This window comes from Archangium gephyra (genome assembly GCF_042230915.1).
Lineage (GTDB): Bacteria > Myxococcota > Myxococcia > Myxococcales > Myxococcaceae > Archangium > Archangium gephyra_B.
Window position 1 is genome coordinate 1,559,262 of the sequence record NZ_CP102578.1, and the last position, 19,199, is coordinate 1,578,460.

3 protein-coding genes are annotated in these 19,199 nt (G+C 73.1%); all 3 read right to left on the reverse strand.

Translation table 11 applies throughout. The features are described from left to right. Position 1 precedes the first annotated feature (1 nt). From NR798_RS06345 to NR798_RS06355, 3 genes are read right to left on the reverse strand one after another with little or no spacing between them, the layout of a single operon-like run. Entirely contained in the window at positions 2 to 766 is a 765-nt protein-coding gene (locus NR798_RS06345) for a 2OG-Fe(II) oxygenase (RefSeq protein ID WP_375770517.1), read from the reverse strand. Next, positions 763 to 14,232, reverse strand: coding sequence for an amino acid adenylation domain-containing protein (locus NR798_RS06350; protein WP_375770518.1), 13,470 nt, complete (start codon positions 14,230 to 14,232; stop codon positions 763 to 765). Before NR798_RS06350 ends, NR798_RS06345 begins: the two co-directional genes overlap by 4 nt. After that, a complete protein-coding gene (locus NR798_RS06355; protein WP_375770519.1) occupies positions 14,232 to 19,193 on the reverse strand; it encodes an amino acid adenylation domain-containing protein in 4,962 nt (1,653 codons plus the stop codon). The genes NR798_RS06350 and NR798_RS06355 overlap by 1 nt, the downstream gene beginning before the upstream one ends. Between the last annotated feature and the right edge of the window lie 6 nt (positions 19,194 to 19,199).

Below are 19,199 nucleotides of genomic sequence, written 5' to 3' on the forward strand. Positions count from 1 at the left end.
GCTACTGACCCCCTCCAAAGAGGAACTCCGGACGGATGAAGAAGCCCGCGACCGAGGCGCGCACCCGGTTGCCCGCCGCCGGGCTCACCTTGGCCACCATGTGCGGGTAGTCGCGCGCGAGGAAGACGAGCCGGTTGGGCTTGGGCATGATGAAGCTGCCCAGGCCGCTGCGCATCAGCTCCTCGTTCTCCCGCGCGTTGTCGAAGACGTGCTGGCGCCGCGGCCCGTCGCCGCCCTCGTCGCCCAGCTTGCCCGCGCCCTTGGAGGACTCGTCCGCGATGAGCAGCTCACCGCCCCACTGCACGTTCCACTCGGGGTGCGCGTAGTAGATGAAGGCGCCCGTGTAGAGCTTCCCGTCGTCGCAGTGCCAGGAGAGCCCCGAGCCCACCGGGTAGATCCACGGCGCGGCCGAGAAGAGCAGCCAGTCCTCACCGCCCGCGCCCAGCATGTCCTTGTGCTCGGTGGCCCGGGCCTGGATGACCTCGAGGAGCGCGTCGATGGGCTGGCGCGTGGGGTAGAGCGACGTGCCCGGGTAGGCCGCCATCATCCCCTCCAGCATCTCCTCGGGCGGCGTGAGGCCCAGGGTCACCGTGCGCGGGCCCTCCATCGGGTTGCCGTCCTCGGGGCGCCACACGCCGCGCACTCCCTCGGCGTGCACGTGCTTGTAGGGGACGCTCTGCATGTAGCGCCACATCAGCTGGAACTGCTCCGGTTTCAGGACGTCGTCGTAGACGATGACCTGGGGGGTGTTGAGGACCATCTTCATGTGTTGCGGCCTTTCTCCTCGAGAAGTGTTTCCAGCGCCCGGGCGACACCTTCCACCTCGGGTGATTCCATGAACGTGCGGTGGTGCCCGGCGACGTCGTGCACCGCCACGGGGTGGGTGGAGAGCGCCCCCCAGCCATAGGTGGTGTCCCCTCCGCCCGCGGGCCGCGAGCCGGTGGCCCGCAGCAGCGTCAGCTCCCCGGACCAGGGCCCGGGCCGGTAGGCCCCCACCGCGTCACTGGTGGCCTGGAAGACGTGGAAGACGCGCCGCAACTGCGGCACTCCCACGTCCGGGGGCAACAGGTGCCGGGACCGGGCCTGCTCCAACAGGTGCGTCAGCCGCGCGGCGGGCTCGAGCGAGCGCAACAGCGCGTCCGCCTCCTCGGGCAACGGGCCCACCGCCTCGCGCAGGAAGGCGGCCAGCAGCGCCGAGTCGTCTCCCGTCTCGCCCGCCTGGGCACGGGCCCGCGCCAGCGGATCCTCCCCGCCTCCCGGGTCCTCCCAGGCCGGCGCGCGCGCGTCCAGCAGCAGCACCCGGGCCACCGTCTCGCCCGCCTCGGTGAGCTGCCGCGCCATCTCGAAGGCGAGCACGCCTCCGACGGACCAGCCCGCCAGCAGGTACGGCCCCGACGGCTGCACCTCGCGCATCGCCACCACGTAGGCGCGCGCCATGTCCTCCACCCGGGTGAGCGGTGCGTGCTCGCCCTCCAGGCCAATGGCTTGCAGCGCGTAGAGCGGCCGATCCTCCAGCCGCCGCGCGAGCTCCGCGTAGCAGGCCACGGTGCCGCCCACCGGGTGCACGCAGAAGAGCGGACGGCGGCGGCCCCGCGCGCGCAGGGGCACCAACGGCGAGGCGTGCTCGGTGCCGTCCTGGCGCAACACCGCGGCCAGCTGCTCCAGCGTGGGGTGGCGGAAGAAGCTGGCCAGGGGCAGCTCGCGGCCGAAGACGGCCTGCACCCGGGCGCTCAGCCGCAGCAGCAGCAGCGAGTGTCCGCCCAGGGCGAAGAAGTCGTCCGTGGCGCCCACCGGACGGCCCAGCACCTCCTCCCACAGCCGTGCGAGCCGCAGCTCCACCGCGTCACGCGGCGGCACGTGCGTGTGCTCCTTGGCCCCGGTGGGCTGGAGCTCCACGCGGGGCAGCGCGCTCCGGTCCACCTTCCCGCTCGCGTTGAGCGGCATCCGCTCGAGCCGCACCAGCGCCGAGGGCACCATGTACGCCGGCAGTTGCCCGGCGAGGACGGCCTTGAGGTCCGGCTCCGTCTCCAGCGTCTCCACGGGAGACCAGTAGCCCACCAGCCGCCGCGTCCCCGCCGCGTCCTCGCGCACCACCACCGCGCAGGCGCGCACGGCCGGGTGCCGCTGGAGCGTCGCCTCCACCTCCTCGGGCTCCACCCGGTAGCCCTGCACCTTGAGCTGCCGGTCCACCCGGCCGAGGTACTCCAGGTGCCCGTCCGGCAGCAGCCGCACCAGGTCTCCCGTGCGGTACAGCCGCGCGCCCGGCGTGGTGGCGAAGGGGTGGGGGATGAAGCGCTCGGCGGTGAGCGCGGGCTGCGATAGGTAGCCTCTTGCCAGCGCCCCTCCCAGGTACAGCTCGCCTGGGACGCGCGGCGGCACGGGCTCCAGGTGCTCGTCCAGCACGTACGCCTCGGCTCCCGGGATGGGCTGGCCGATGGGCACCTCCGTCACGCCTTCCTCCGGAGGCTGGCGCGTGAGATCTCTCAGGGTGGCCGACACCGTGGCCTCGGTGGGGCCGTAGGCGTTGATGAGCTGCACCTCGGGGTCCACCCGCGCCAGCCACTTCGCCACGCGCTCGGGAGCCGCGCGCTCTCCGCCGATGATCACCTGACGCACCGAGGCGGGCAGCCGCGCCCCCGTCACGTCGAGCGCCAGCACGACCTCGTGCCAGAGCGAGGTGGGTAGGTCCAGCACCGTCAGCCCCCACTCCTCCGTGCGCCGGAAGAGCTCGGCCACCGAGCCCGTCATCTCCTCGGTGCGCAGGTAGAGCCTCGCGCCAATGCCCAGCGTGCAGAAGATCTCCTCCACGCTGGTGTCGAAGCCGAGCGAGGCGGTCTGCAGAACCCGCTCCTCCGAAGTGAAGCCGTAGGTGGTGCACATCGCCTCGACGTAGGCCGCCAGCGAGCCGTGGGGAATCAGCGTGCCCTTGGGACGGCCCGTGGAGCCCGAGGTGTAGATGACGTAGGCGGTGCTCTCGGGAGGCGGGGACGGCGCGCGCGTGGGCACGGGCCCGGTGAGCAGCTCGGGATCGTCCAGGTACACGAGCGTGATCCCGCTCCCGAACAGGTCCGCCTGCTGCCGCGTGGCGAGCACGACCCGGGGCCGTGCATCCTCGACGATGAGGGCGAGGCGCTCGCGCGGCAGGCGTGGATCCAACGGCACGTAGGCGCCACCGGCCTTGTGCACGCCGAGCACGCCCACCACCATCTCCAGCGAGCGCTCCGCGGCCAGACCCACGAAGGTGTCAGGCCCCACGCCCAGCGCCCGGAGCCGCGCGGCGAGCCGCTGCGCCCGTGCGTCCAGCTCTCCGTAGGTGAGCGTGCCCTGATCGGACACGACGGCCAGTGCCGAGGGTGTGCGGGCCGCATGCGCCTCGATGCGCTCGTGGGCCAGCGGCAGGTGCGCCGGCAGGGGCGCGCCGTGGCTCCACTCGCGCAGCAGCCGCGACCGCTCCCCGGCCGTCATCAGCGGCAGACGGGAGATGGGCGTTTCGGGTTGCGCGGTGATTCCCTCGAGCAGCGTGCGCAGGGGCTCCACGAGGCTGGCCGCGGTGCCGGGGTGGAAGAGATCGCTGTTGTACTCGAGCGAGCCCCCGAGCCCGCTCTCCGTCGGGGTGAAGGTGAAGGTCAGCTCGAAGCTCGCCGCGCCGGTCTCCATCTCCAGCGGCTGCAGGCGCAGCCCGGGCAGCTCCAACGGACGCAGCGGGGCATTCTGCAGCACCAGCATTACCTGGAAGAGCGGCGTGCGGCTCGGATCCCTCGTGGGCGTGAGCTCCTCCACCAGCTTGTCGAAGGGCACGTCCTGGTGGGCATAGGCGCCGAGCGCCACCTCGCGCACGCGGCCGAGCAGCTCGCGAAAGGTGGGCTGGCCGGACACGTCCACCCGCATGACGAGCGTGTTGATGAACAGGCCGATGAGCGGCTCGACTTCGGCACGTGTGCGGTTGGCGATGGGCGTGCCCACCGTGATGTCCGTGCCCGCGCCATGGCGGTAGAGCAGGACGTCGAGCGCCGCCTGCAACACCATGAAGAGGGTGGCCCCCTCGCGCTGGGCCAGGGCCTCCAGCCGCGTGGCCAGCTCCGGGGCGAGCAGGAAGGGCACGCGCCGGCCTCGGGACGTCTGCACGGGCGGACGCTGCCGGTCGGTGGGCAGCCGCAGCGGCTCGGGCAGGGGCGTGAGCTGCTGCTTCCACCAGTCGAGCTGCGCCGTGAGGACGGGGCCCGCGAGGTGCTCGCGCTGCCAGGAGGCGAAGTCGGCGTACTGGATGGCGGGCTCGGGCAGCGGCGAGGCGCGGCCGGTGTGGAAGGCCCCGTAGAGCGCCGCCAGCTCGCGCACGAGGACGCCGATGGACCAGCCGTCGGAGACGAGGTGGTGCAGGGTGAAGAGGCCGATGTGCTCCTCGGGGCCGAGCTTCAGCAGCGCGGCGCGCAGCAGGGGGCCTCGGGCGACGTCGAAGGGCTTGCGGGCCTCCTCGGAGAGGCGTTGGGAGATGGCCTGTTCCCGCTCGGAGGCGGGCAGCGAGGAGAGATCCGAGAGGGACAGTGGCAGCCGCAGCGAGGGCGCGATGACCTGGACGGGCCGGCCCTCGTGGGAGGCGAAGGTGGTGCGCAGCGACTCGTGGCGGCGGAGCAGCTCGTCCAGGCTGCGCTGGAGCGCCTCGGTGTCGAGCCCGCCGGTGAGCCGCAGCGCGAAGGGCAGGTTGTAGGCCGGCGACTGGGGCTCGAGCTGGTGGAGGAACCAGAGGCGCTGCTGCGAGAAGGACAGCGGCAGCGGCCCCGAGCGGGGAACGGGGACAGGAGGCGGAAGCTGCGCGGGACGCGGCGAGGCGGCGAGCGCGTCGATGCGGGAGGCGAGTGCTTCGAGGGTAGGCGCCTCGAAGAGGGCACGCAGGGGCAGCTCCACATGGAAGGTGGAGCGGATGCGGGAAGCGAGCTGGGTGGCCAGCAGCGAGTGTCCGCCGAGGGCGAAGAAGTCGTCCTGCGCGCCGAGGCTGGAGAGGCCGAGGAGCTGCGTCCAGAGCGAGGCGAGGGTGACCTCCGTCTGGGATTGAGGCGGACGCGACGGCGTACGAGCCAGGGCGCCCGAGTCCGGAGCGGGAAGGGCCTTTTTGTCCACCTTGCCGCTGGGGGTGAGCGGGAAGGACGGCAGCACGACGAAGGCGGCGGGCACCATGTAGTCGGGCATCCGCTGCAGCAGGGAGGCGCGCAGGGTGGCGGCGTCCGGCGTCTGCCCCTGGGCGGGGACGACGTAGGCGACGAGACGCCTGTCACCCGGGGAGTCCTCGCGGATGGAGGCGGCGGCTTGGTGGACGGAAGGGTGCTGCTGGAGCGCGGTCTCCACCTCGCCCAGCTCGATGCGGAAGCCGCGCAACTTCACCTGGGAGTCGAGGCGGCCGAGGAACTCGACATCGCCGCCTGGCAGCAGGCGGGCAGCGTCACCGGTGCGGTAGAGGCGCGCGCCGGGCTCGGAGGCGAAAGGGTGGGGAATGAAGCGCTCGGCGCTGAGGGCCGGCCGTCCGAGGTAGCCGCGAGAAAGCGCGGTGCCACCGAGGAATAGCTCTCCGGGGACGCCCGCGGGACAGGGCTGGAAGTGCGCATCGAGGACGAGCAACTGCGTGCCGGGCAGCGGCTGGCCGATGGGCGGAAGGGCCGGCCATTGAGAGGGATTGCCCGAGAGGCGGAAGGCGGAGACGACGTGCGTCTCGGAGGGCCCGTACTGGTTGTCGAGGACGCAGCCGGGCATCCGCTGGAAGAAGGAGACGAGGGCGGGCGTCACCTGGAGCTGCTCGCCCGCGGTGATGACTTCCACGAGGGGCGGCAGGGCCTCCACCTCGTGCGCGGCCTGGGAGAGCTGCTGGAGGGCGACGAAGGGAAGGAAGAGGCGCTGGACGCGGTGTGCGGCGAGGAAGCGCAGCAGCGCGGCGGGCTCCCGGCGCAGGGCGGGCGGCGCCAGGACGAGCGTGCCGCCGGAGGCCCAGGTGGAGAAGCACTCCTGGAAGGAGACGTCGAAGGAGAGGGGAGCGAACTGGAGGGTGGTGGCGGAAGGGAGCGGCGAGCGCTCCAGCTGCCAGTGGATGAGGTTGGCGAGGGCGCCGTGCCGCATGGCGACACCCTTGGGCGTGCCCGTGGAGCCCGAGGTGTAGATGACGTAGGCGAGGCTGTCGGCGGGCGGGTCCTCCACCGGAGCGGTGGTGGGGCTACCGGAGAGCGCCTCACCCAACTCCTCCATGATCAGGACGCGAGCGGAGGACGGCAGCGAGGCGGCGAGGTGGCGCTGGGAGAGGACGAGCGAGGCGCCGGAGTCCTGGAGCATGAAGTCCAGGCGCTGCTGGGGGTAGGCGGGGTCGAGCGGGAGGTAGGCGGCGCCGGCCTCGAGCGACGCGAGGAGGGCGATGGCCATGTGGCTGGAGCGCTCGAGACAGAGCGCGACCACGGAGTCCTGCGAGACGCCGAGGGAGCGCAGGTGCCAGGAGAGCTGGTGCGCACGCCGGGTGAGCTGGGCGTAGGTGAGGGACTCGCCCTCGGAGACGACGGCCAGGGCCTCGGGGTGGAGCGCGGCCTGCTGGTGCACGAGGCGCAGGAAGGACGTGGACGGCCGCTCCGAGCGGGCCCCGGAGACGGAGACGAGGAGCTGGCGCAGCTCGTCTTCCGGGAGGAGGGGCAGGCGGGAGACGGGCCAGTCCGGGTGCGCGACGATGGAGGCGAGCAGCTGCGAGAAGTGCCCGAGCATGCGGCGCACGGTGCTCTCGTCGAACAGGTCGGTGCTGTACTCCAGCGAGCCCTCGAGGCCCGCTCCGGTCTCCGCTAGCGACAACGTCAGGTCGAAGCGGGCGGTGCCCCCATGCGTCTCCAGGGGGCTCAACGTGAGGCCCGCGGGCTGGAGCTGCCCCGTGGGGGTGTTCTGCAGCACGAACAGCACCTGGAAGAGCGGCGTCCGCCCCAGGGAACGCTGAGGCGCGAGCTCCTCGACGAGCCGCTCGAAGGGGAGATCCTGGTGCGCGTACGCACCGAGCGAGGCCTCGCGGACACGTTGCAGCAGGGTGCGGAAGGAGGGCGCTCCGTCGAAGCGCGCGCGCAGGGCGAGCGTGTTGACGAAGAATCCAATGAGGCCTTCCGTCTCCGCATGGGTGCGGTTGGCGATGGGCGTGCCCACCACGACGTCCTGGCTGCCGCTGTAGCGGTGCAGCAGAGTCTGGAAGGCGGCCAGCAACGTCATGAAGAGCGTGACGCCCTCGCGGCGTGACAGCTCCCCGAGCCCGGCGGCGAGCGGCCCAGGCAGCGCATACGCGCACTTCGCTCCGCGCGAGGACTGGACGGCGGGGCGCGGCCTGTCAGTGGGCAGCTCGAGCGCGGCGGGGGCACCCTGGAGCTGTTGCTTCCACCAGCCGAGCTGCGCGGCCAGCGTCTCACCGGAGAGCCACTCGCGCTGCCACGCGGCGAAGTCGGCGTACTGCACGGGCAGCTCGGGCAGCGGGGAGGGACGGCCCGCGCAGAAGGCCTCGTAGAGCGCGGCCAGCTCGCGGACGAGCACTCCGATGGACCAGCCATCCGAGGCGATGTGGTGCACGGTGACGAGCGCCACGTGCTCCTCGGGAGCCAGCCGCAGCAGGGACGCCCGGAGCATCAGCCCGCGGGAGAGATCGAACGGTGCCTGGGCTTCGTGCTGGAGGTGGCGTTGCAGCTCCGCGTCCCGCTCGGAGGAGGGCAGGCGGGAGAGCTCCACCTCGCGCAGCTCTAGCGGGCGGTGGGGCGGGATGACCTGCACGGGACGGCCATCGGCCTCGGCGAAGGTGGTGCGCAGGGCCTCGTGACGGCGGACGATCTCATCGAGGCTCCGTCGCAGGGCTCCGGTATCGAGCGGGCCGGAGAGCCGGAGGGCGAAGGGGATGTTGTAGGCGGCGGATGCGGGCTCGAGCTGGTGGAGGAACCAGAGGCGCTGCTGCGCGAAGGAGAGCGGCAGCGGCCCCGCGCGCGAGGCGAGGCGCAGCGGAGGCGCACTCGCGAGCGAGGCCTGCTGGATGCGCCGCGCGAGGGCGGAGACGGTGGGAGCCTCGAAGAAGGAGCGGACGGGCAGCTCGATGCCGAAGGCGGCACGGACGCGGGAGATGAGCTGGGTGGCCAGCAGCGAGTGTCCGCCGAGGGCGAAGAAGTCGTCGTGGAGACCCACGCGCTCGACGCGGAGCACCTGGGCCCAGAGGGAGGCGAGGCGCTCCTCGGTGGGCGTGCGCGGGGCGACGTAGGTGTCCGTGCTGGCGGGAGCCTCGGGAGGAGGCAGGGCTTTCTTGTCCACCTTGCCGTTGGAGGAGAGCGGCAGAGCGGAGAGCGAGACGAAGGCGGCGGGCACCATGTACTCGGGCAGGCGCTGCTGGAGGAAGGCGCGCAGGGCGTGCGCCTCCAGGGGCTGGCCGGAGTGGGGGACGACATAGGCCACCAGCCGCTTGTCACCCGGGGAGTCCTCGCGCACGAGGGCCACGCAGGCGTGGACGGAGGCGTGCTGCGACAGCGCGGATTCCACTTCGCCCAATTCAATCCGGAAGCCACGCAGCTTCACCTGGGAGTCGAGGCGGCCGAGGTACTCCAGGGAGCCGTCGGGCAGGAAGCGGGCGGCGTCACCGGTGCGGTAGAGGCGGGCACCGGGCTCGGAAGCGAAGGGATGAGGAAGGAAGCGCTCGGCGGTGAGGGAGGGCAGGCCGAGGTAGCCACGGGCGAGGCCCGCACCGGAGAGGAAGAGTTCCCCGGTGACGCCAACGGGCACCGGCTGCAGGTGCGCGTCGAGGACAAACACCTGGAGGCCGGGAAGAGGACGGCCGAGCGAGACATGGCCGGAGGCGAGCACGGGGGCCTCGGACATGGTGGCGCAGACGGTGGACTCGGTGGGGCCGTAGGCGTTGAGGAGGGTGCGGCCGGAGGCCCAGCGGGCCAGGACGTTGGGAGGACAGGCCTCACCGGCGGAGACGACGGTGCGCAACTCCTCCAGGCCCTCGGGGGACAGGAGGGAGAGGACGGCGGGAGGAAGGGTGACGGTGGTGACGTGCTGCTCGCGCAGGGTGCGCACGAGGGCGTCACCGAGCAGGGCCTCGCGAGGGGCGAAGACGAGACAGGCGCCGGAGGTGAGGGAGGTGAAAATCTCAGAGACGGCGGCGTCGAAGGAGAGGGAGGCGAACTGGAGGGTGCGGCTGGTGGCACTCAAGCCAAAGCCGGACACCTGGGCCTGGGCGAGGTTGCACAGGCCAGAGTGGGAGAGGAGGACGGCCTTGGGCGTGCCGGTGGAGCCCGAGGTGAAGATGGCGTAGGCCAGCGACTCGGGGGACACGTCCACCGGGGACAAAGCCTCACCGGCCTCATGCGCCCAGACAGTGCGCAAGCCCTCGGGCAGACGGGAGGCCAGCTCCGGAGTGGTGACGACGAGGCGCAGGCGGGCCTGGGCCACCATGAGGGACAGGCGCTGGGGAGGAGAAGCGGTGTCCAGCGGCAGGAAGGCGGCGCCGCAGTGGAGGATGGCGAGCAGGGAGACGACGCAGGAGGGCTCGCGCTCGAGGAAGAGGCCGACGAGGGACTCGGGGCCGACACCGTGGCGGCGAAGGACGGAAGCCAGGGCGAGCGAGCGAGCGGCCAGCTCCCCGTAACCAACCGTCTGCTGCCCGTACACGAGAGCCGGAGCGTCGGGCCGCTGCCGCGCGAGGGCGAGGAAGCGCTGGTGCACCGGAACGAACGGAGCCGGACCGCCGGTGCGGTTGAAGTCGACGAGAAGCGCCTGATGCTCCTCGGAGGAGAGCAGGGGCAGCAGGTGGACGGGCCGCTCGGGGTGAGCGGTGAGGCCTTCCAGCAAGCGCGTGAAGTGGCCGGCCATGCGCGCCACCGTGCCCGCCTCGAACAGGTCCGCGTTGTACTCGAAGGAGCCCGCCAGCGTGCCTTCCGACTCCGCCATCGTGAGCGTCAGGTCGAAGCGCGTGGCGCCGGTGTCTGTCTCCAGCGGCTGCAGCGTCAGCCCGGGGAGCCGCAGGGCCTGCGTCGGCACGTTCTGCAGCACGAACATCGCCTGGAAGAGCGGCGTCCGGCTCAGGTCCCGCTCCGGCGCCAACCGCTCCACGAGCTTCTCGAAGGGCACGTCCTGGTGCGCGTAGGCTCCCAGCGCCATCTCCCGCACGCGCTGGAGCAGCTCGCGCCCATGCGGCGTGCCCGACAGCCGCGCCCTCAGCACCAGCGTGTTGACGAAGAAGCCCACCAACCCTTCCAACTCGCGCCGGCTCCGGTTGGCGATCGGCGTGCCCACGGCCAGGTCGTCCTGCCCCGAGTACCTCGCCAGCAGCACCTGGAAGCCCGCCATCAACACCATGAAGGGCGTGACACCCTCGCGCCGCGCCACTGCCTCCAGCTCGCGTCCTAGCGCTCCGGGCAGCGTGAAGGTGTACCGGGCCCCGCGGGACGTCTGCACCGGCGGCCGGGGGTGGTCCGTGGGCAGCTCCAGCGCGGGCGTGCCGGCCAGCCGCTCCTGCCACCACGCGAGCTGCCGCTCCAACACCTCGCCCGTCAGCCAGCCCCGCTGCCACACCGCGAAGTCCGCGTACTGCACGGACAGCTCCGCCAGCGGCGAGGGGCGTCCCGCACAGAAGGACTCATAGAGCGCCGCCAGCTCGCGCACGAGCACGCCGATGGACCAGCCATCCGAGACGATGTGGTGCATCGTCAGTACCGCCACGTGCTCCGAGGCTCCCAGGCGCCAGAGCGCGGCGCGCACGAGCGGACCCTTCGACAGCTCGAACGAGGCCTGGGCTTCCCGGAGGACCTCCTCCCGGAGTGCCGCCTCGCGCTCGGACGCGGGCAGCCCCGACAGATCCACCTCACGGAAGGGCAACTCCACCCCGGAGAGGAAGTGCTGTACGGGGCGGCCCTCCACCTCGGCGAACGTAGTGCGCAGCGCCTCGTGGCGGCGCAGCAGCTCCTCGAGGCTCCGCCACAGCGCGCTCCCGTCCAGAGGCCCAGTGAGGCGCACAGCGGCGGGAATGTTGTAGCGCGGGCTCCCCGGCTCCAGCCGGTCCAGCAGCCACAGCCGCTCCTGCGCATATGAGGCCACCAGGGCCTCTCCGCGCGGCGCTCGCACCAGCGGAGGCACGCCGTGGCCACTGCTCGCGGGCAGGGCGTCGACGTAGTGGGCCAGCTCCCGCAGCACCGGGTGCTCGAAGAGGGCCCGCACGGGGATTTCCCGCTCGAAGTTTCGCTGCATGCGCGCCACCACCTGCATGGCCAGCAGCGAGTGTCCGCCCGTGCGGAAGAAGTGGTCCCCCGCTCCCACGCGCTCGCGCCGCAGCACCTCACTCCAGATGGAGGCCAGCGTCCGCTCCGTGGGCGTGCGCGGAGCCTCCCACGCTCGCGCCTCGGCCTGCTCCGGCGCGGGCAGCGCGCGCCGATCCACCTTCCCCGTCGGCGTGCGCGGCAGGGCCTCCAGCCTCACCACCGCCGCGGGCACCAGGTACGCGGGCAGCGCGTCCCGTGTGAAGGTCCGCAGCTCCTCCGTCTCCGGAGCCGGCGCCCGTGTCACCACGTAGGCCACCAGACGCCGCTCGCCCGGCACGTCCTCGCGCGCCACCACCACGCACTCGCGCACCGCCGCGTGCCGGCGCAGCACCTGCTCCACCTCGCCCGGCTCCACCCGCATGCCGCGGATCTTCACCTGTTCGTCCGCCCGGCCCCGCAGCTCCAGCGTCCCGTCCGGCCTCCACCGCGCTAGGTCTCCCGTGCGGTACAGCCGCGCTCCCGGCCGCGTGGCGAAGGGGTGCGGCACGAAGCGCTCCGCCGTCAGCTCCGCCTTCCCCAGGTAACCGCGTGCCAGCGTGGGCCCGCCGATGTACAGCTCGCCGTCCACTCCCGGAGGCACGGCCCGCAGCCGCTCGTCCAACACGTACTGCTCCAGCCCCGGCAGCGAGCGGCCCACCGGCACCGTGCCCGCCAGGTCCCGCACGTCCTCCAGCGGCTGGAGGCTGACGATGCCCGTGGTCTCCGTCTGCCCGGCCATGTTCACCAGCCGCGCCGGGTGTCCCGTCACCTGCGTCCACGCCCGAGGCAGGTCCGCCGGCAGGGGCTCGCTCGCGGAGACGAGCAGCCGCAATTGCGCGCCTGGCAGCCGCGCGCGCACGGGCTCGGAGGCCTCGGACAGCGCCTGCACCACCGTGCGCCAGTACGAGGGCACCAGGTCCAGCACGGTGCCACCGCGCTCGGCCACGCGCTCCAGCAGGCGCAACGGGTCCCTCACCTCGTCGCTCGTGGCGAGCAGCACCCGCGCCCCGGCCACCAGCGGCGTGAGGAGCTGGCGTACCGAGGAGGAGAAGGAGATGGACGCGGTGTGGACGTACACGTCCCCCGCCGTCAGCCCGAGCCTCGCGCCGAGCTCGCGCACGTAGTGACCCAGGCCCGCGTGCGTCAGGGCCACGCCCTTGGGCCGGCCCGTGGAGCCGGACGTATAGATGACGTAGGCGAGACTCCCGGGCTGGCTCACCGGCTCGGGCGTCTCACCGGCCGGAGCGGCGCCCGCGTCTCCATCCAACAGCACCCGGGGAAGCTCCCCGGGAAGAAGGCCCGTGGTGCGCTCCTCCGCGACGAGCCAGCCCGCGCGCGCATCCTCGAGCATGAAGGCCAGGCGCTCGGGCGGGTAGGACGGATCCAGCGGCAGCCACGCGGCGCCCGCCTTGAGGATGCCCAGCACGCCCACCGCCAACCGAGGTGTGCGCTCCAGGCACAGGCCCACCACCGCGTCCGGTCCCGCGCCCAGCGCCCGCAGCCGCCGCGCGAGCTGGTTGGCGCGCGTCTCCAGCTCTCCCCAGGTGAGGACCTCGCCGCCGCCCTCCACCGCGGGCTGCTCCGGCGTCTCGGCCGCGCGCCGCGCCACGAGCACGTGTACCGGCTCACCCGCTTCCTCGGGCGCCAGCGTGCTCGCGCCGCTCCACTCCCGCAGCACCTGCCGGCGCATCGCCTCGCCAAGCACCTCCACCGCGTCCACCGGCAGGCCCGGCTCGCGCACCACGCTCTCCACCACCGCCACCAATCCCTCGGCCAGCTGGCGCACGGCCTCGGGCATGAGGCGCCTCGGGTCGTGGTGCAACTCGGCGACGAGCCCGTCCTCGCGGCGCAGCACCGACAGCTTCAGCCGGAAGGGCTCGGCATGGCAGCGCAGCCGCAGCAGCGACAGCGTGACGCCGCCCTTCGCCCCTGGCTCCCAGGGGGCATGCAGCTCGAACTGCCAGGCGGGCACTGGCGTCTCCAACGCGCCCGCGTGGTCCTGCCACCGCTCCGCCGTCTTCAACGACTCGCCCACCTGCGCGAGCAGCGCGGGGAAGCGCGGCGGGCGCCGTCCATCCACGCGCAGGCGCACCGGCACCGCGCGCGCGAAGGGCCCCAGCGCATCCCTCAAGTCCTCCAGCGTCCGGCCCTCCAGCCCCACCGCCACCGCCAGCTCGCCCTGGCCCGACAGCCTCCACAGCAGCAGCGACCAGCAGGCCAGCAGCACGGACTCGGGCGTGACGCCGTGGCGCCTCGCCAGCCCGGCCACTCCAGCCTCCAGCCGCGCGTCCAGCGCCACCGCCACCGTCCCTGGCTGGAAGGGGCCCTCGGGGGCCTCGCGCTCCAGCGGCAGCCGAGGCTCCGGCGTCTCCTCCTGCCGGCGCCAATGGGCCCGGGCTCCACGCGCCTCCTCGCTCTGCTCCTCCAACAGCTCCCGCTGCCAGTCCGCGAACTGGGCGTACTGCACCGGCTCCTCGTCCGGCTCGCCTCCCGCAGCCAGCGCGGCCACCAGGTTGCGCAGCGTGCCCGCGTCCCCGCATAGCGAGGGCAGCCCCAGCACCAGCACGCGCTCCGTGTCCGACAGGTGCGCGAGCGTGGCCCGCAGCGGAGCGTCCCGCCGTGCCTCGTACGGCGCGCGCTCCTCTTCCGCGAAGGCCTCCTCCAGCCGCTCCTGCTGCGCCTGGGGTGTCAGGCCGCGCAGGTCCAGCTCGCGCCACCGCGCCGCCCCCTGCTCGGCCACCACCTGCAGCACCTCCTGCCCCGGCACGGCGTGGAAGGTGGTGCGGAAGATGTCATGGCGCGCCACCTGCGCCTCCAGCCGCTCTCGCAGCGCCGACGCCCCGAGCGTCCCACGCACGCGCACCGCGCACCACGCGCGCAACGCGCCCCCGCGCTGCTGGAGTTGCCACAGCCGCTGCTGCTGCTGCGAGAGAGGAAAGCCGACCAGCTCGCTGCTCATCACGTCCCCGTGTTCCGCTTCGTGTCCGGGCCCCGGAAGGGCTCGGCCATGGCCACCACCACCCGGCGCGATCCCTCGAAGGGCGCCCGCCCGTGTGACACCTTCATGTTGTCCACCAGGAGCACGTCCCCCGCCTGCCAGGGGAAGCTCACCTGGGCCTTCCGGAAGGCCTCACGCACCTCCGCGAGCGTCTCGTCCTCTAGCGGCGAGCCGTCCCCGTAGTACGCGTTGCGCGGCAGATCCTCCGGGCGCATCAGCGTGGTGAGCGCCTCGCGTGCCTCGGGCGCCAGGCTGGAGATGTGGAAGAGGTGCGCCTGGTTGAACCACACCTCCTCGCCCGTCTCCGGGTGGCGGGCCACCGCTTGGCACACCTGCCGCGTGCACAGCCAGTCCTCGCCTCGCCACTCGTAGGCAATGCCCTCGCGCTCGCAGTAGCGGGCCACCTCGGCCTTGTCCTGCGTCTGGAAGGCCGCCTGCCACGACAGGTCCAGGTCCCCGCCGCCCCGGTAGTTGCGCACGTACATGACGCCCTGCTCCGCGAAGCGCTGGCGCACCTCTGGGCGGATGAGCTCCAGCACCCGGCGCGCATCGGCCAGGGGCGTCTCACCGCCACGGGCCGGAGCCACCATGCAGTGGAACCACAGCTTGAGCGGCCACTCGCGCGCGTACGCCAGTTCGCAGTGCAAGGGGATGCTCTGGTCCGCCGGGTACTCGGTGGACGTGTACACCTTGCCGCCCACCCGCGTGCGCGGCGTGGAGCCATTCGTGTAGTCCAGCAGCTCCGGCGTCAGCTCGCGGATGAGCTGCTCGAAGTCCTCCAGCGAGGCCACCGACACCCCGCGGAAGAGCAGCGCTCCGTGCCGCCGCAGCCGCTCCAGCAGCTCCTCGCGCCCGGACCGCAGCCATGCGCGGGCCTCGGACAGGGCGGAGGGCGGGGTGAGGATCGCGGGCAGCTCGGGCCCGGCGGACGTCTCCACCTTCACCGCCTTGGGCTTCACCGCGCGCAGACGCTTGCGGCTGGCCTCCTGGCGCTGGGCCTCCTGCTGGCGCTGCTGCTCGCGCTCGGCCTCGGTGAGCAACTCCAGGGCCAGCAGCGGGCGCTGCGGATCCTCCACCACCGTGCGCAGCACCGCCTCCAGCCCGGAGAGCAGCCGCCCCGCGGTGGGCGCGTCGAACAGATCCGTGGCATAGACGAGGTGCGTGACGAGCCGCCCCTCCACCTCCGCCGCGTACAGCTGCAAGTCGAACTTCGAGGTGCCGTGCTGGAAGTCCAGCGCCTGCATGGAGAGCCCCGGCAGCTCCAGGCGCAGCGGGGCCGCGTTCTGCAGCACGAAGAGCACCTGGAAGAGCGGCGCGTAGCCCATGTCCCGCTCGGGCCGCAGCGCCTCCACCAGCTTCTCGAAGGGCACGTCCTGGTGCGCCGAGGCCCCCAGCGTGGTGTCGCGCACGCGGCCCAGCAGCTCGCGGAAGGTGGGGTTGCCGGACAGGTCCGTGCGCAGCACCAGCGTGTTGACGAAGAAGCCGATGAGACTCTCCAGCGCGGGGTGACGGCGGTTGGCCACCGGCGTGCCCACGGCCACGTCCTCCTGTCCGCCCGTGCGCGAGAGCACCGCCTGGAAGGCCGCCAGCAGCACCATGAAGAGCGTGGCGCCCTCCTGCCGGCCCAGCGTGTGGAGCGCGGCGAGCAGCTCCGCGGGCAACTCGCGCGTGACGTGGGCGCCCCGGTGCGAGCGCACCGCCGGCCTCGGCCTGTCGAAGGGCAGGGCCACCTCGCGCGGGCTGCCGTCGAGCCGCTCGCGCCACCAGCCCAGCTGCCGCTCCAGCTCCGAGCGCTCGCCCGGTGCCGGCTCCTCCAGCCACTTCCGCTGCCAGGCGGCATAGTCCGCGTACTGCACCGTCAGCTCGGGCAGCGGGGAGGGCCGGCCCTCGTGGAAGGCGTCGTAGAGCGACCACAGCTCGCGCAGCACCACGCTGATGGACCAGCCGTCCGAGACGATGTGGTGCAGGGTGAAGAGGACCACGTGGTCCTGGGGCCCGAGCGCCAGCAGGGAGGCGCGCAGCACCGGCCCGTGCTCCAGGTCGAAGGGACGCTGGGCCTCGAGGGTGGCCCGGCGTACGGCCTCGGCCTCGCGCTCGGCCTCGGGCAGCGCCGTCAGGTCCTCCACGGGCAGCGGCAGGGCGAGCGTGGGGGCAATCCGCTGGCGTGGCTCACCGTCCACGGGGGTGAAGGTGGTACGCAGCACTTCATGGCGGCGGACGATCTCCTCCAGCGCGCGCTGGAGCGCCGTCACGTCCAGGGGCCCGCGCAGCCGCACGGCGGCGGGGGTGTTGTAGAAGGGGCTGTCGGGCTCGAGCTGCGCGAGGAACCACATGCGCTGCTGAGCGAAGGACAGCGGCAGCGGCCCGCTCCGGGACACGCGCTCCAGCGCGGGCGGAGGCCGGGCGCCTCCCCTCCGGGTGGACTCGATGAGGGCGGCCTGGCCCTCCAGGGTGGGAGCCTCGAAGAGCTTGCGCAGCGGCAGCTCCACGCCGAAAGCCTCGGCGATGCGGGACATGACGCGCGTGGCCAGCAGCGAGTGTCCGCCCAGCTCGAAGAAGTTGTCCGTCCGGCCCACGCGCGGCACGCCGAGCACCTCGGCCCAGAGCGTGGCGAGCACCTCCTCCACGGGCGTGCGCGGAGCCTCGGCGCCCGTGCGCGCGGCGGGAGCGGGAGCGGGCAGGGCGGCGCGGTCCACCTTGCCGTTGGGCGAGAGCGGCAGCGCGGGGAGCTGCACGAAGGTGGAGGGGACGAGCGCCTCGGGCAGCCGCGTGGCGGCGAAGGCGCGCAGCTCCACTGCCTCCAGCGGTTGCGAGGGCCGGGCCACCACGTAGGCCACCAGGCGCGTCTCTCCCGGCGTGTCCTCGCGCGGCACCACCGCCACCTCCTGCACGCCCGGGTGGGCCGCGAGCACGGCCTCCAGCTCTCCGGGTTCAATCCGGTGGCCGCGGATCTTCACCTGCCGGTCCACGCGGCCGAGGAACTCCAGCTCACCCGAGGCGCGCTGGCGCACGCGGTCTCCCGTGCGGTACAGCCGTGCACCCGGCTCGCGCGAGAAGGGGTCCGGGATGAAGCGATCGGCCGTGACGTCCGGAGCGCCCAGGTAGCCGCGCGCGAGGGCGGGGCCCGCGAGGTACAGCTCCCCGGGAGCGCCGAGGGGCACGGGCCGCAGCGACGCGTCCAGCACCCAGTTGCGCATCGCGGGAACGGCCTGCCCGATGGCGGGACGGCGCCCATCGGCGGTGCAGGCGGCCACGGTGGCCCAGACAGTCGTCTCGGTGGGGCCGTAGGCGTTGAAGAAGCGGCGCCCGGGAGCCCAGGCCACCACCTGCGAGGCATGGCACGCCTCGCCCGCCACCATCAGCGTGCGCAGCGAGGGGAAGTCCGCCGCGTCCATGACCCCCAGGGCCGTGGGCGGGAGCGTGGCCGCGGTGAGGGACTCCTCCCGCATCAGCCGGGTGAGGGGAGCGCCGGGCAGCACCTCGTCGCGCGAGGCCACCACCAGCGTGGCGCCCGCGCCGAGTGCGAGCGTCAGCTCATAGATGGAGGCGTCGAAGCTGCACGAGGCGAACTGGAGGCACCTGTCGCTGGCCCCGAGCCCGTACACGCGCCGCTGGGCCTCCACGAGGCTCGACAGGCCCCGGTGCGTCACCTGCACGCCGCGAGGTCGGCCCGTGGAGCCGGAGGTGAAGATGACGTAGGCCACGCTGTCGGGGCCGATGCCCGCGGACACGGGCTCGGTGCTCACCCGGGCGAGCGCGTCACGCTCGCGGTCCATCCACACCGTGGGCAGCGAGCCGGGCACCACCGGGAGCGCACCTGCGCGCTCGTGCGTCACCAGCGCGCCGGGGCGAGCGTCTTCCAACATGCGCCGCAGCCGCTCGGAGGGCCAGGACGGGTCCGTCGGCACATAGGTGCCCCCGGCCGCGAGGATGCCGAGCACCGCCACCACCTGGTCGAACGAGCGCTCCAGGAAGGTGGCCACGCGCACCTCGGGCCCGACGCCCAGCGACTGGAGGTGCCGGGCCAGCCGGGTGGCGGCCTGCTGCAACTGCGCGTACGTCATCCGCTCGGTGCCCCGCGCGAGCGCCACCGCATCCGGGGTGCGCGCGGCCTGCTCGGCGAAGAGAGCCGGGAAGAGCGACGGGGCCTGCGTCCCAGTGTCCCAGGGCCCGGCGGCATGGGCCTCGCCCGTGTCGAGCCGCAAGTCCCGCAGCGGGGCCGCGGTGTCCTTCGTCAGGAAGCGCAGCACGGAGAGCAGGTGGCCACCGAAGGCGCGCACGCTGTCCTCGGCGAGCATGGTGCGGGGGAACTCCAGCGCCACGCGCAGGCCCGCAGTGGCCTTGGCGACGCGCAGGGTGAGCTCCACGCCCAGGTCGGGCAGCGGCTCGTGGAAGCCCTCCAGCTCGAGCGCCACGCCGAAGAGGGGGAATCGCCCCTGGCCCGGCTCCAGTCCGAGGTCCGCCAGCAGCCGCTCGATGGGGTAGCCCTGCTTGCCGTACGCCTCCAGCATCCGTTCGCGCGTGTGGAGCAGCAGCTCCTTCACCGAGTGCTGAGGCAACGGCTCGGCGGTGAGGGTGACGGCGTTGGGCGCGCGGCCCGTGACGCCCTCCTTGCGGCGCGCGGGTGTGCCCACGGCGACGGCGGCCTCTCCCGTCAACCGCTGGAGGCACAGCTGGGTGGCCGACACGAGCAGCGTGCACAGCAGCAGCGGCGAGCCCTGGGTGAGCTTCTCCAGCGGCGCGGAGAGGTCCTCCGGCCAGGACAGCTCGAGGCGCTCGGTGCCGGCGAGCCCGGTGGGGGCCTGCTCGTAGTCCAGCGTCAGGCGGGCCGTGGGCCGGGCGGTGGAGAGCCGGTTCAGCCAGTAGCTGCGCTCCTCGTGCTCCTCGCGGCCGAAAGTCTGGGGGGCGCGGTTGTCGTTCATGGCGCG

What these genes read in the sequence shown, in the direction of transcription:
- NR798_RS06345 (WP_375770517.1), bottom strand. Translation starts at nt 766, where the DNA reads ATGAAGATGGTCCTCAACACCCCCCAGGTCATCGTCTACGACGACGTC.
- NR798_RS06350 (WP_375770518.1), bottom strand. Translation starts at nt 14,232, where the DNA reads ATGAGCAGCGAGCTGGTCGGCTTTCCTCTCTCGCAGCAGCAGCAGCGG.
- NR798_RS06355 (WP_375770519.1), bottom strand. Translation starts at nt 19,193, where the DNA reads ATGAACGACAACCGCGCCCCCCAGACTTTCGGCCGCGAGGAGCACGAG.